Annotated in this window: 9 protein-coding genes and 1 pseudogene; 5 read left to right on the top strand and 5 right to left on the bottom strand. The window is 42.4% G+C overall.

Going from position 1 to position 15,180, the window contains the following annotated elements; translation table 11 throughout:
• Positions 1-222: 222 nt before the first annotated feature.
• The 3 genes from AB4160_RS00540 to AB4160_RS00530 form a co-directional block, all read right to left on the bottom strand.
• Positions 223-1,314, bottom strand: coding sequence for a peptidoglycan binding protein CsiV (locus AB4160_RS00540; RefSeq protein WP_372003192.1), 1,092 nt, complete (start codon positions 1,312-1,314; stop codon positions 223-225).
• Positions 1,314-4,829, bottom strand: a complete 3,516-nt coding sequence (mfd, locus tag AB4160_RS00535) for a transcription-repair coupling factor (RefSeq protein ID WP_102436860.1) — start codon at positions 4,827-4,829, stop codon at positions 1,314-1,316. Before mfd ends, AB4160_RS00540 begins: the two co-directional genes overlap by 1 nt.
• A gap of 165 nt (positions 4,830-4,994) precedes the next feature.
• Positions 4,995-5,612, bottom strand: coding sequence for a hypothetical protein (locus AB4160_RS00530; protein ID WP_372003189.1), 618 nt, complete (start codon positions 5,610-5,612; stop codon positions 4,995-4,997).
• 134 nt (positions 5,613-5,746) lie between these two features.
• On the opposite strand from AB4160_RS00530, the gene AB4160_RS00525 reads away from it, so the two are divergent.
• The 3 genes from AB4160_RS00525 to lolE are packed head-to-tail and all read left to right on the top strand — an operon-like array spanning position 5,747 to position 8,924.
• The gene (locus tag AB4160_RS00525) at positions 5,747-6,979 is read left to right on the top strand and encodes a lipoprotein-releasing ABC transporter permease subunit (protein ID WP_102519639.1); all 1,233 of its coding nucleotides are present in this window, start codon (positions 5,747-5,749) and stop codon (positions 6,977-6,979) included.
• The gene (gene lolD / locus AB4160_RS00520) at positions 6,979-7,677 is read left to right on the top strand and encodes a lipoprotein-releasing ABC transporter ATP-binding protein LolD (RefSeq protein ID WP_102436866.1); all 699 of its coding nucleotides are present in this window, start codon (positions 6,979-6,981) and stop codon (positions 7,675-7,677) included. Before AB4160_RS00525 ends, lolD begins: the two co-directional genes overlap by 1 nt.
• Positions 7,677-8,924 (top strand): lipoprotein-releasing ABC transporter permease subunit LolE, encoded by a 1,248-nt coding sequence (lolE, locus tag AB4160_RS00515; RefSeq protein WP_303414224.1) that lies wholly within the window; start codon positions 7,677-7,679, stop codon positions 8,922-8,924. The genes lolD and lolE overlap by 1 nt, the downstream gene beginning before the upstream one ends.
• 207 nt (positions 8,925-9,131) lie before the next feature.
• Here the strand turns inward: lolE and AB4160_RS00510 are convergent, their stop codons facing one another.
• Entirely contained in the window at positions 9,132-9,623 is a 492-nt protein-coding gene (locus AB4160_RS00510; RefSeq protein ID WP_241900997.1) for a hypothetical protein, read from the bottom strand.
• A gap of 168 nt (positions 9,624-9,791) precedes the next feature.
• Between AB4160_RS00510 and AB4160_RS00505 the strand changes: the two genes are divergently transcribed.
• Both AB4160_RS00505 and AB4160_RS00500 read left to right on the top strand, forming a co-directional pair.
• A complete protein-coding gene (locus tag AB4160_RS00505) occupies positions 9,792-10,334 on the top strand; it encodes a DUF924 family protein (protein WP_076537417.1) in 543 nt (180 codons plus the stop codon).
• Between the two features lie 186 nt (positions 10,335-10,520).
• Positions 10,521-10,754: pseudogene (locus AB4160_RS00500) on the top strand (transposase); the annotation flags it as partial.
• A 612-nt stretch (positions 10,755-11,366) separates the two neighbouring features.
• Here the strand turns inward: AB4160_RS00500 and AB4160_RS00495 are convergent.
• On the bottom strand, positions 11,367-14,429 hold the full coding sequence (locus AB4160_RS00495) for a cellulose-binding domain-containing protein (RefSeq protein ID WP_372003183.1): 3,063 nt from the start codon (positions 14,427-14,429) through the stop codon (positions 11,367-11,369).
• Positions 14,430-15,180 lie beyond the last annotated feature (751 nt).

The following is a 15,180-nucleotide window of genomic DNA, read 5'->3' as shown; positions in this document are numbered from 1 at the left end:
TATGGCTGGTTAATTAACGGCCAGTCACACGTGAGACAATAGTAAAACCGCAGCGCCTATGTTACATATTGATACAGTGAGTTTGGCATGCGACCCAAGCTCACTGTCATATTATTTTAAAAACTTTATTTCTAGGGCTTTTTTAAGTTTTACTAGAGACTTGTGATAACAGCTAATCCTATGATTAGCTGTTTTTTTTCTAGAGGTTTATAGTGGTTTGAGTTAAAAGCTTTTCAGCGTCCGCTCTTCAGTTGCGACTGCGTTTTCAACCATGGATTCAGGGCCGCTTTCTGCCTCAGTATCAACAATAGCATCAACAATAGCATCAAGATTGGTATCAGTAACCGCGGTATTTACCTCAGTGTCATCAAGCAATAACGCCACAGGACGAGTTTCCGTCGGTTGTTCCATTTTACGGATTTGCATCACAATGCCGAGCCTTGGATGATCAAAATAATGGATTTCACCACTTCTCACGCGGCGGTTTTGCACCATAGGAATCGATTGTAAAAATGGACTCATTACCTTGTCTATATCAGCTTGCTCAGTGTATTGAAAGTATTCACTGGACGCTGTTTGCTTTTGGATTGGCTGGCGCAGTGCTAAGTTGGTTTCAATAAACAAATAATGACTTAGGTAAATATTAATATTACCGTCTAATTCCCACACTGGAGTGGTTTGAGGCTCTGGCGCTAAACTGGCAAAACTTGAATTAAAATCAAAGCCTGAAAATTCATCCTCTACTTGCTCAGAAATAGCATTGCCAGAATATTCAAAGTCTTCAGAGTAATCTTTACCTGCAAAAATACGTATCGGTTTGGCACGATTACGAGATTGCATATCTTGTTGCCAAGTCAGGTGAAGTAAACTGCGCACGTTTGACTCGCGGCGCACCGCTTGGATGATTTCACCAAATTCACTTTGAGACTCAGCCAGTAATACAGGACCATCACCTAAATAGGCTTGCTGCTCACTCGCAGCAGCAATAGAAAATGGCACTTGGCTTGGAAAGGCGGTTTTGTTGGCGCTCACTAACGGATCTTGGCAGTCGATTTCGCTGCTACTCCAGTCAGTTGAGGTGCAGCCGTTTAAACCTAGTGCAACCCCGGTAATATCGTTACTGATCATTGGGGTGATCAAATCGATATTCTTTCGGTTTGGCGCCGCTGCATTATCGTCTTGCCACTTTTCGACACTGTTGGTTTGTCTTTCAAACACATATACTTCAACCTCAAACCATGTTTTAGCTTGGGCTTGCATTGTTGTCGATAGTGCCGATATAGCGGCAATAGAAAAAGCAATGTTACGCAGCACTATTTAGTTTCTCCAGTACGATGTTTATCAAGTTGCTCGAGCAAGGTCTTAATTAAGTCTAGTCGTTGCTTGCTGGTTTCAGCAGGCAAGGTGAACTTTAACTTATTTGGGCCTTCCATTCGATAAATTTGTGGCTGACTTTGTAATAAGCCAATGATAAACATTGGGTCAATTTTATGGTCGTCACTAAATTCAATGCTGCCACCTTTGGCATGCATTTCAATCTTTGTTGCACCTAAAGCTGTTGCCTGATGCTTATATAAGGTTAATTCCATTAAGTTTTTAGTCGGTTCTGGCAACATGCCAAAACGGTCAATAAACTCAACTTTTAACTCATCAAGCATGCGTTCAGTTTCGCAGTTAGCAATGCGTTTATAAAGCGATAAGCGCATATTAACATCAGAAACATAATCATCAGGCAGTAGCGCTGGAATGCGTAATTCAACTTCACACTGGGATTTAAGCATATAATCTAGTGAAGGCTCTTTACCTTCTTTTAATGCTTTTACTGCTGATTCAAGCATTTCCATGTACAAGCTAAAACCAATTTTAGAAATATGGCCGCTTTGTTCATCGCCCAGTAATTCACCGGCGCCGCGAATTTCTAAATCTTGAGTGGCGAGCATAAAGCCTGCACCTAAGTCTTCTAAGGCATCAATGGCGGTTAATCGCTTACGGGCATCTGCGCTCATTAATTTAGGGTGCGGCGTCATCAAATAAGCATATGCTTGGTGATGTGAACGGCCCACACGACCACGTAATTGATGCAATTGTGCTAAACCAAACTTATCCGCTCTGTCGATAATAATGGTGTTAGCACTGGGAACATCAATTCCGGTTTCAATAATGGTGGTACACACCAGCACATTAAAACGTTGGTGATAAAATTCTGACATGACTTTTTCAAGTTCACGTTCGCGCATTTGGCCGTGGGCGGTAACCACTCGAGCTTCAGGCAGTAATTGGCGAATGTTTTCAGCGCATTTTTCAATGGTTTCGACATTATTGTGTAAGAAATAAACTTGCCCACCACGCAAAATTTCACGCAAAATAGCTTCTCTTACCGTGGCTATATCGTACTCACGTACAAAGGTTTTTACTGCTAAGCGCTTAGCCGGTGGGGTGGCAATAATGGATAAATCACGCATACCCGACATGGCCATATTTAGGGTACGTGGAATCGGCGTGGCAGTAAGGGTTAAGATATCGACATTAGCCCGCAGGGCTTTTATCTTTTCTTTTTGGCGCACCCCAAAGCGGTGTTCTTCATCAATAACCAATAAGCCTAAGTTTTCAAAGTTTGCTTCAGCCTGCAGTAACTTATGGGTACCAATGACAATGTCGACTTTGCCATCTGATAATGACTGCAGCACTTGAGTTTGCTCTTTAGCTGAGCGAAACCGCGACATCACTTCAATTACCATTGGCCAATCGGCAAAACGATCTTTAAAGTTTTCATAGTGTTGCTGTGCAAGTAGGGTAGTTGGCACTAACACCACCACCTGTTTACCGGCATTGACCGCCACAAATGCTGCGCGCATCGCAACTTCGGTTTTACCAAAACCAACGTCACCACACACAAGGCGGTCCATGGCCATTGGGGTTTGCATATCGCTTAGTACGGCTTCAATTGCAGTTTCTTGATCGACGGTTTCTTCAAAGGGGAAACCTTGTGAAAATTGGGCATATTCTTCTGCATCAATTTTTAGCGCATCACCCGGGCGAGCTTGGCGTCTAGCGTAAACATCCAGTAATTCAGCCGCCACATCGCGGATTTTTTCAATGGCTTTTTTCTTGGCTTTTGACCAGGTTTCATTACCCAGTTTATTTAATGTCGGCTTTTCATCGGCGCCAATGCTGTAACGGCTAATAAGGTGCAGCGATGACACTGGGACATACAGCTTATCGCCTGCGGTATATTCAAGTTGCAGGTACTCGGCCACTAAGCCGCCCGTATCTAAGGTGACAAGCCCCTGATAAAGCGCAACACCATGCTCTAAATGCACAATAGGCTCGCCGACTTTAAGCTCTGCTAAGTTTTTTACCAGTACATCTGAGCTAACTTGTTTTTGCTTTTCACGGCGACGACGCTGAGAAATTCGTTGGCCAAATAACTCTGTTTCACAAATTACGCTGATATCACCTTTAGGGGTATCAAGTAACATGCAACCTTGTGATAACGGCGAGACGATTAAACCTATGTTGTCTTTAGCGGTTATAAAGGCATTTAAATGGCTAAATAACTTAGGTTTGATGTCAATTTTGCCAAGCAATTCAATTAAGGCTTCACGTCGCCCTTCAGATTCAGCGCTGAATAATAATTGTCCTTTAGTCTGACCTTGGGCCTTGGTGTACGCTTGCAGGTTAATTAACGGCTGTTTGAGCTTATGGTTGGCATTAACATCAGGCAGCCTGGCTACATTTGCCTGCTTGGCTTTTACAATAAGCTCAAGCTCGCCCTCGGCATTTTTGTTAGGCGTGCTAATTTGCGAGCGGGTGTATTTTTTAAAGGCTGCAAATAACTCATCGGTGAGTATGTATAGCTCTTGGGGCGCCAGTAACGGTCTTAACGGGTCAACGCGGCGATCTTCATAGCGAGTTTTAATTTCAGTTAAATGATGCTCACTGGCTTGTTCAATATCCCCAAGGGTGATCAGTTGAGTATCCTGAGGAATATAGTCAAATAAAGTGGCGCACTCTTCAAAAAATAGCGGTAAATAGTTTTCAATACCCGCGGGCATTAAATTACGGCTCACTTGCTGATAAACCGATTCCGCTTCTTTTGAAATCACTTCAAAGCGGCGACGGTAACGTTGTCTAAAGCCTTCAATACCCGCTGTATCGGTAGGGAACTCTTTTGCGGGCAACATGCGTATTGAATCAATTTCTTCTTTTGAGCGCTGAGAGTCCACATCAAAATAGCGAATGGTTTCTACTTCATCGTCAAATAATTCAATGCGCAATGGCTGGGAAGAGCCCGTAGGGAAAATATCTAAAATCGAGCCACGGATCGCAAACTCACCATGCTCATAAACTTGATCAACCAAGTAGTAGCCGGTGTCGGTTAGGTGCTGCCTAACCTGTTGTAAGCCGTAAATGTCACCTTTTTTAAGTAGCATGACATTGGAGGTTAAAAACGATTTTGGCGGTAACTTCACCATCAAGGTGTTAACCGGCACGATTATCACATTGTGATGTGACTGGCTCATTTTTGCCAAGGTTTCTAAGCGCTGTGAAATCAAGTCTTGATGGGGCGAGAAGCTGTCGTAAGGCAGGGTTTCTCTATCTGGGAATAAACACACATTGATGTCAGATTCTGCCAGAAGGTAACCCAGTTCAACCTCGAGCTGTAATGCGCTTGGGGTGTCATTGGTAACAACCAGACTGGTACCCGAATGCTGGGAAATTAGGCTTGAAAGCGTAATAGCTTGTGAGACGCCCCCCAGTGTTGTTAAGGTTTGAAACTGTTGGCCTTTTTTTACACTTGGCGGTGTTAGAACGCTAAAATTCTTCATTGAGTATCTAACTAACTTCTTTTATAAAAGTGATAAATTTAACCTGCTGATTGTTATCATGAAACCAATCACGGCTTGGCTAAATTTGTATTGGTGATAGTTGATTAACACCAGATTATGATAGCTATTATAAGCAAGCTTAAAACAATATGCAGGCAATATGTGTTATTTGGCTGCTTGTTGGCGAATTTGTTTGCGCTGCTGAAGCATTTTTTGCTGCACAGCTAAGCTGGCTTTAACCAGTTGCTCCACATCGGCATCTAAAATCTGACTAAAATCTAAGCTAACGGCATATTGTGGCTGATTATTTTCATGATTTTGTTGTGCATTATTATCAAGGCTGATGGCTTGGCATTGGCTCACCTGACAAAGACACAATATGGCCACTAACTCGCTGCTGATATAAATCGAGGTTTTAAAATATTCACCAATGGTCAGTGGCTTAGGGGTGATTAAACTGATGCCGCTACCACCAAAATGGCTGCCTTGGAATTTTTCACCGCTTTGGACTTCTTTTTCTAGCACATGGTGCAATACTAAATCCACTTTACGTGATTGCAGCTTAAGAAAGTCGACCACAGCTTTAGCATCGTTATCAATACTTCTTAATTGCAGTAAACAGCTTGCTTCTAACTCTTTGACTTCTGATAGTAATTTAAGCCCTACCGATTGCATCGATCGTAAGTCTTGTTCAGACGGAATGCCTTGAGAATCTGACCAGTTTTCAAGATAAACAGCAAAGTCATGGGGCACGGTAAAATATGCATTGGATTCAGTTAACAAGGTTTGTCTCTTTATTTATCAAACTAATACCCCTATTATCATGCCCATCTTAATGATTTAGCAAGTTTTAGCCTTTGTGTTAAATTAAACTGCTGTTTTTTATTCCAATAAACACCAAGGATGCACTTTTCTTTATGAACTTTCGGTTTTCATTATTCATGGGCTACCGCTATTGGCGGACGCGTAAAGCCAATGCTTTTGCATCTTTCATTACTTTTTTTGCGGTATCGGGCATTTTTTTAGGGGTAGCCGCGCTGATTATTGTCAGCTCAGTGATGAACGGGCTAGAAGGTCAGCTCAAACAGCGAATTTTAGGCGCAGTGCCACAACTAACCCTCATTAATGATGCAGGCTTTAGTGATTGGCAAACCCAAGCTAAGTCGTTAACAACATTGCCGCAAGTACAAGGGCTCGCACCCACGGTGACCACTCAAGCTATGGTGCAATCAAGTAAAAATATCAGCGCTGTACAAGTGTATGGTGTGTTTCCTGAGTATGAGCAAAACCTTTCAGCCATCGTTGCCAATACCTATTCCAGCGCTTTTGAGCAGCTCACTCCAGGTAGTTACAACGTGGTGCTAGGCAGCGACCTTGCCAGAAAATTATCCATCAATGTTGGTGACAAAATCCGCATTTTAAGTGGCGATGGGGTGGTGTACTCACCATTAGGCCCCGTGCCAAGCCAGCGTAAATTTACCGTGGCAGGTTTATTTGAAATGGGCTCGCAAGTGGATGGAGTATTAGCCTATGTGCATTATCAAGATGCAAGACGGTTAATGCGTGTAAGCCCCAGTGAAATTAATGAATTACGGGTTTACTTAACCGATCCCTTCATCGCCCCTGAAATGGGCGTTACATTGACAGATAAATTAGCTCAGCAAGGCATAGCTATTGAAACCCGCGATTGGCGCGATGATTTTGGCCATTTATTTGCTGCGGTAAAAATGGAAAAAAACATGATGTCATTGATGCTCAGTTTAATCGTTGCCGTGGCGGCGTTTAATATTGTGTCGGCATTAGTGATGATGGTAATAGATAAAACCACCGATGTAGCAGTGCTAAAAACCCAAGGCTTAACGACGCAATCGGTGATGAACATCTTTATTGTTCAGGGCTCACTGAATGCCATTATTGGTTTGGCATTAGGCACCTTAGCTGGGGTCACAATTACTTTAAATTTAAATAGTATGCTTAATGTCTTGGGTATATCAGTACTTGGAGTAGGGCAAAATTTACCGGTGATCATAGCAAGTCAACAAATTATGGTCATTGTTGTTGGCACTCTTATCATGACATTACTTGCCACCATTTATCCCGCATTAACGGCTGCGCGAGTGCAACCTGCAACAGCCTTGAGATATGAATAATGAATAAACAACCAGTAGTATTAGAAGTTAACAAGGTCACTAAGCAATTTCATGACGGTGAAACCACCACCAAGGTGCTTTCGAGCGTTGATTTAACGGTTTATCAAGGTGAGCAATTGGCCATTGTCGGCACCTCTGGCTCAGGTAAAAGTACCTTACTGCATATTATGGGCACCTTAGATATCCCAACATCTGGCACCGTGAAGCTAGATGGTGAAGACCTTTATCAGCTAAGCGCAGCTAGACAAGCTGAAGTCAGAAATAAAGACTTAGGCTTTATTTATCAATTCCATCACCTATTACCTGAGTTTTCTGCGCTTGAAAATGTCGCCATGCCAGCGTTTATTCAAGGTCGAGATAAAAAGCAATCGTTAGCTGAAGCTACAGCCTTATTAGAGAGAGTTGGACTAGGGCATCGTTTAGAGCATATTCCTGCGCAGCTTTCAGGCGGCGAGCGCCAACGTGTCGCCATTGCACGGGCGCTGATTAATAAACCCAAGTTAGTATTGGCCGATGAGCCAACCGGTAACTTAGATGCCAGCAGCGGCGATAGTGTGTACGAACTGATTCGTGAGCTTGCTCAGCAACTGGGCACAGCCTTTGTAGTGGTAACCCATGATTATAAATTAGCAGCGAAAATGGATCGTCAATTAACCATGAAAGACGGCGTTTTACAGCAAGTAGCGGAAGAGAAATAATGAAGTCATTACTGCCACTGGTTATCGGTTGGCGTTTTTATCGCGCAAGACAATCTAACGGCTTTATTGGCTTTATTTCATTTGCCTCCACCGCAGGTATTGCGCTGGGTGTGGCAGTGTTAATTTTAGTGTTATCAGCCATGAATGGCTTTGAACGTGAATTAGAGCAGAGGTTATTAGGCGTTGTTGCACATGGTGAACTGCTGAGCGTTAACGAGCCATTACATGACTGGCAAGGCATTGCAGAAACGGCTAAAAGCATGCCAGAAATTGTTGCTACCGCGCCGTTTATTAAAATGCAGGGCTTGGTACAAAAGCCGGGCGGCTTTCAAGGGCTAGAGCTTAATGGTATTGAGCCAGAACTTGAAAAAGAGGTTTCAACCATTGATGAATTTATGCCAGCACAGGCGTGGGCCTCTTTAAGTACTCACTCCAACAACATTGTCGTTGGTCGCAGCTTATTAGACAAACTTGGTTTAAAGGTCGGTGACACCTTATCAATGTACACCCCAGATATGGGGCAAACCAATAAGTTAACTGCGGCGAAAAGTCATCGCTTTGTGGTTGCTGGTGTGTATGACTTGGGTGGAGAAATAGAATCAACTCAAGCCTATGTGTCTTTGCCGTATCTTGCTGAAGTACTGAAACTGCCTGTGGGCTCAGTGACAGGCCTGCGCATTACGGTTAATAAAGTTTTCAGTGCGCCGCGCATTACTCGCGATTTGGGTTATGCACAAAATCAGTATTTGCATTTAAATAACTGGACTCGTTCACAAGGGCATTTATATCAAGATATTCAGCTGGTTAGAATGGTGATGTATTTGGTACTTGCACTGGTGATTGCCGTGGCTTGTTTTAATATTGTTTCTACTTTGGTGATGGCAGTGCGAGATAAAAGCGCCGAAATCGCTATTTTGATGACAATGGGATTAAAGCGTGCCCAAGTGATGGCGATATTTATTATGCAAGGTGCACTCAATGGTGCTTTAGGTTGCACTATTGGCGCTGCTATAGGCGTGACATTGGCACTTAATCTGAGTGCGTTTGCCAATGCTGTTGAGCAATTTTTTGGGATTAAATTACTAGAATCTGATATTTACTTTATCGACTTCTTGCCGTCACAGCTACAGCAACAAGATGTGTTAGTGGTTGTTGGTATGGGCTTTGTGATGAGTTTACTGGCGACTATTTATCCGGCCTATAAAGCAACCAAAATAGCGCCAGCAACGGCATTAGCAGGGCGATGAATTGACTAGGTGTTAGGTGTTGAATCACTGCCTTGAAAAGCAGAGATAAAAACGCGCTCTAGCGCGTTTTTTATTGGTTAAAATTTATTTTCAATTGCGTAACTAGGCGCTTACAACAAGCACTGACAATTGGCTATGAGAATAGGCTATGACAATCGCTATTGATAACATCAATTAAAACAGCGTTCCAAACTCAGTCTAAACACATCAGTTAAACAAGCTTTTAAAGTAATGCCAAATCCCTAACGAGGTATCAGGAAACAAGTCGATACCTAAGGCAGACTTTAATAAATACAGAGCTAACAAACCAAATAACATGCTGAAAAGTATAAAACCGGTGACAGTGGTAATCATCATCACTAGCGATATTCGTTTTTCGCGGCGAGTATAGGCGCGTTTGTTTTTACCTAATAATAAGACGTAATAAAAACGCCATTTAATAAAAGGAAACTTAAAGGTGCCACGGCTATCAAGAAAGTGACCACCCCAAGTCGATGGACCCAAGGCTTGCTTAATCGCATTGAGCTGCGCATCAGTAAAACTATCAGCAATATCTGACGGCGAACGCTTAAGCATTTTTGCAATGAGAGGATCTTGCCTAATAGACTTAGGCGAAGCCGCTGTCACTTTAGGTTGAACTTCATTGTTAATGTCAGTTTTAGCGGTTTTTTTAGCTACATCCGTATTGCTTTGTGGCATATATTTTCCATAATTATCAAACAAAATAGCAGTCATTGTATTTTGGTATCAGCCAGTTATGAGCGTAAGGTCGGCTTTATTATGACTAAGCTAAACCTGATTTTAATCTAGCATAGAATAAACCCTAGAATACGCCCCAAAAATTTATTTTTACCACGAGGAGTTTGAATGGATGAGGTAAAGCAGGTTATTAACTTTTGGTTTACTGAAATTGAGCCTGCCCAATGGTTTAAAAAAGATGTTAGCTTTGATGAATTAATTCGCACACGCTTTGGTAAGTTACATACTCAAGCCATAGCGGGGGAATTATGGTTATGGCGTCAGCATCTGCAAGGGCGCTTAGCTGAAATTATCATATTGGATCAGTTCTCCCGCAATATTTACCGTGATGATGCTCGAGCATTTAGCGCTGATCCCATGGCATTAGCCTTAGCCCAAGAGGCCATTTTACAGGGGCTTGATCAACAATTAACCGCAATCGAGCGAACTTTTTTGTATATGCCCTATATGCACAGTGAGTCGTTAAAAGTGCATCAACAAGGGTTAGCGCTATTTAAAAGTAATGGGCTTGAATCTAATTATCAATTTGAATTAAAACACTTAAAAATTATTGAACGTTTTGGCCGTTACCCCCATCGAAATGAGTTGCTTGGTCGAACATCAACCATAGAAGAATTAGCTTTTTTAGCACAGCCTGGTTCGTCTTTTTAGTTTTATGGTGTATCGACGAGTGCGAAGGTTTGTTTAAAAGACTTTAGTCACGCAGCACAAACCATAAAAATTTTTTAATAATTCTTTAGAGGATTTTCTTTTCATTATTTGTACTACCTAATCTAAATTTTAAGTTTTTGGGAATCATATTTGCCCCTAATTAGTTGAACAAGTGTGCTGGTTTAAGATACAGGGCTAATTATTCGAGAAGATAAACGCGGCGTCATTAGCGCGAGTAGTCAGGATATCCTCAATAGGCTGAACATTCCCGCAGAGAATTGGCTTAAAATCACCACTGAGTTTGGCGCTTTATTCAAAGGTGCAGTAGGGGCGTTACCTGCATTAACTGACTATTGTGAGCATTTAGACCGTAAACGACGACAAGGTGCAGCTAACTGTCAGCGCTGGTTGTGCGCTTAATAAATCATTTCTTAATCTCAAATAACAGCATTTCCCACTTGATAGATATCAAGCTTTTCTGCTGGATTGAATTTAGTTTATGAGTTAATTTTGGTGATTAATGATGAAATATTCAGTCCTTTGGCTGGAATAATCCCATCAGTTAATGAATGTAGGTGTTAGCAACTTAAAACGAAAGGCGTGATGTTATAACTTCTAAATGATGGGTGGCTTTTTAATTCTCTGCAACAGCGGCTGCAATTGGGCTAAAACTAAAGCAAGCAGCAATAAGCATTGCTGCTCCCAATGTCTTTTTCATGGTATATCCTTTTAGATTAATTGCTCTCAAATTACCTATAAGTAATCTGAGTTTTTACTTGTAAACTTTTGTAATTTTTTACTGTATTTGTATTGTTAATGGCATCCATCAATACATTGGCATTTTGGATCACTTTAGGGCATAACCACCTGAATAAATTATCTTTTCGACCAAAGTAAAATGCCCCAAACTGGCTCGGCAGATGTTGACAATTAAGCACATACAAAAAGTCAGTAATATGGATGAAAAAACAAAAAAAAGATGCAACCAATCATAACACTGGTTGGTTGCATCTTAGTTGCTCTTAGCGGTTTTTACTGTGGATTCAAACCTAAAATTTTCAATACCTTAATGAAGTTATCACGACGCTCTTCAACGTTGTGTACATCACCAGTATCACAGGTTAAACCAGGACAACCTCGGTTAACGATGCCTGATACGTCATCAATAAATTGAGTACCCTGCATACCACCATCAACATACTTTTTAAGTTCATTGTGGTAATTCCAGTTTTGATACAAACCGCTTTCATCAGGATAAGCTTGTACTGAGGTTACCCAATAAAATAGACCTGCTATCCATTTTATTTCTCGGTTTTCTTCAGAGCTACAGATCAGCCCTGGATTTGAACAGAGATCTAATTCGGCATACAACGGGTTTTCTGGTGGAGCTTCTACAACTACGCCATCAATCGTTGTACCAATGGTATCGGGGTCTACATGCGAACGGCCCATGTAGTGGTTCAGCGTACCGAAGTTTTGACGACCCGTAGTTTGAATCACACCACGGCCCCACCAGCCACAGCCTTGAACACTTTCTTGGCTACTGCCGTCCCAGATAAATTTACCGGCTTTTTGGCCTTCGTAAACTTTACACTCTTCACGTTCCCATACTTGCTTCGAACCATCGATAGTTTCTGGCACTTCATTACAATGGCCATTGTTACTCCAACGACCAACAGCGCCATTGACTAGTAGGCCACGCTCTTCCAGTACAGCATCAGGTGTTGCAAATACTGGAGCTGGAGCGCCATACCACTGAGCATGAGTGAAAGCGCTCACTTCCATCTTGTTGTCACGTGGACAAGAATAAGCATGATCTAAACCAGAGATCGGGTTCACACCGTAATCGGCATATTGCTGACCTAGCTGACCACAACTTGCTGACATCGGGTAGTCCGCAGGAGCCCCCCACTTTGTTTCAGACCAGTTGTTTTCATCACAAGCATTGTAGCGAATCGTTTCTTGCATACTTTGTGCTAAGAATGCGGCGATGGCGATTTTCGCATATTTGATATTCGTCTCGTCATCAGCATTCTCATCAATCAGCCAGAACTTATTGCCAGCAACACCGATGTTATGCATTGCACTTAACCCATCAAGGAAGTCTTCCCATTTATATACTGTCGATGGGATCCACTGTGATTGTGGAGTTTGAAATAAGAAGGCTTCATTGTTCATCGCATCTTTAGCCGCCAAGAGTTGGCGATTCAACTCTTCGATTGCGGTTAATGGCCCTTCATGAGAGTCATCACCAGCATAATAAAGCGGAACTTGCGCATGTTGGTAGTCTTCGATTTTGCTGGTTAGCTCAGAACTATCTTGGTCAAACTTGATAGCAAAAACGTTACTAAAGGCAGCTTTACGCAGTTGACGTTCTGCTGTTGTTTGGCCCATAAAGTACTGCGCAGCTTGGGCTGTTGGGATATCAGCTAACATTACTGGCGCTTTAACGTAGTCACTGACTTGCTTAACGTACTCAAGAGCGTTATGCCATTGGTCACTATCTAGCGCTGGGGTTGCACTCGATTTAGTGTAAACAATGAAATCCGCCTTATTGCTTGATTCTGGCTCGTAAAGTTCGAAATCTTTTAGCATATCTGCAGAGTATTGCGATGCAGAATCCCAAACAGACTGACGACCAGAATGTTTGTTATAAGCGAAGTCACCAATACTTACTGTCCAACCGAATGTCGCTTGTGGCGCAAGGGTTGAGATCACTAAGTTATATGCTTGAGCCCAGCCTTTTGCATCATTTGTCAGTGCATTAACGTCATCGATGTCAAGATCAGCACCAGTGAAATCAATCGCTTGAATTAAGGCTTGTTTTACTGCAATAGAACCTAGGCCTTTTCCTTTGTCCATTGTGGCTTTATCAAGCACATCACCTTTGATAATAATCGATGATGTTTCAGCATTTTCACTTGCTTCAATCAAAGCGATAAAGCTGCTAGTTAATTGAGTAAGATCGGCAATCTCATCACTCGTTACCGTTTCAATAACTATTGAGCTAGGTGCTGATGTTGATGGACTTGCTACAACTAAATGATTTGGCCAACCAGCCACTTCCAAGTTAATCGGATCTAATGGATTCGGTAATGAAAGCAGCGGAGCTGTTCCTGGTGCAGTGCCATCACAGTTTAAATGATGGCCCCATGAACTATCGCTACCTGGTGTTGATTGAGTCCAATAAATCGCTTCATACGCGATGTTATTGTTTACCATGATGTCACCACCACCAGCATGATCGCCACGGGTCCAGTCTGGGTAAACATTAAAATCATCACATAACTCACCAACAGGTGGCGTTATCGGCTCTCCTGGTATTCCTGGCTCCAATGGCGAATCAGGTTCTTGTGGCTGCGTAGTAGGATCTTCAGGCTCGCTTGGTTCAAGGATTGGGGTCCCCTCGCTCGGCGGTAATACAATAGGTCCACCTGGTATACCTGGCTCCAGTGGGGAATCAGGATCTTGTGGCTGCGTAGTAGGATCTTCAGGCTCGCTTGGTGCAAGGATTGGGGTCCCCTCGCTCGGCGGTAATACAATTGGTCCACCTGGTATTCCTGGCTCCAATGGCGAATCAGGATCTTGTGGTTTGGCAGGGGTACCTACTGACTCATCTGGCGGAAGAATAGGATTGCCTTCGCTAGGTGGTAATACGATAGGTGGATTACCATCATCTGGACAATCGGTTAAATCCCAGAACCATGTACTATTTGCAGACGGTGTTTCCCAAACGCCAGGATTATTTTTAGCGATAAAACACTCACCTTTATATGAGACCATATCACCATTATTTACTTTGGTTTGTCCCGGAATAAATGGCGTCACGTCGCTTGGCTCTGGGCTAGGCCCTGGTCCTGGCGTTGGATCTGTATCACCAATGAGTTTCCATGGTGAATCCCATTCATTGGGGTAGTCAGCTGCTGGACTCTGACCAGGATTGGCCCACCACTTAGCTTCATACAATTTATCGTTTACAGTGACCTGAGAACCACCAGAATATGACTTACTGCTGTCATAAGGCTCTGCGGCGTAGAGGTAACTGCTAAATAGCACACTGGCTAATACCCCGGCTAATTTACTTCTTTTAAACATATACTTATACCTATTAATTATTATGGATTTATCTTGTTGAATAACGTTGGCGAATATGAAGATTCGACGTTCAAACAGCACCTCAATTTGCAATTATTTAGTTGTGATAATTCATCACCACGAATTATTACATTTGCTCTTGATTAGCCCTCAAGTCACTCAGTATTGCTTACCTGATGATTTGTGTACCTCCTAGCTGACTCTTTATGGTTGTAAACCCCTTCTGCCGTATATCGGCAATAATGCGGGGGCGTTTGTTACCTCCCATGCATACCACCTTCGCTGCGCGAGTGTACTTTCGATGGCTTTAATTAATGTAAGCTTATAAATATAAAGGATTTATTTTGTTGGTATAACAAAAGTCAAATACCGGTTCAATGACTTAATGGGACATGCCGCTATTTCGAGGCAATGGTTTAACCCTTTCTGTACATTTCTTGTGGAAACACACAAAGCAACCAACACCAAACCCAAAACTTTTAACTAACAATTCAATATGTTGCGATCAAAATGTGACCACATTTGGTTTACATGGTTGTTGTGATTTGATAGGGGAGACCAAGAGTAAATCAGGCTGAACGACAGCGAGCTTGGCATCCTCGCCAAGCTCTCGGAATAAAGAATTAACATAATTAAGAATTAACATGGCCACCCATTCTAGTTGGCTAAATGTTAAACACCCTACTAGGCTTTAGTTATTGCTCATTACTTGGTGATTGAAGATGGCCAGACCTAGAAAAACACTCGTGAG

This window comes from Shewanella sp. 10N.286.51.B8 (genome assembly GCF_041469325.1).
In the GTDB taxonomy this organism is placed as follows: domain Bacteria; phylum Pseudomonadota; class Gammaproteobacteria; order Enterobacterales; family Shewanellaceae; genus Shewanella.
This window is presented reverse-complemented; position numbering and strand designations above follow the sequence as displayed.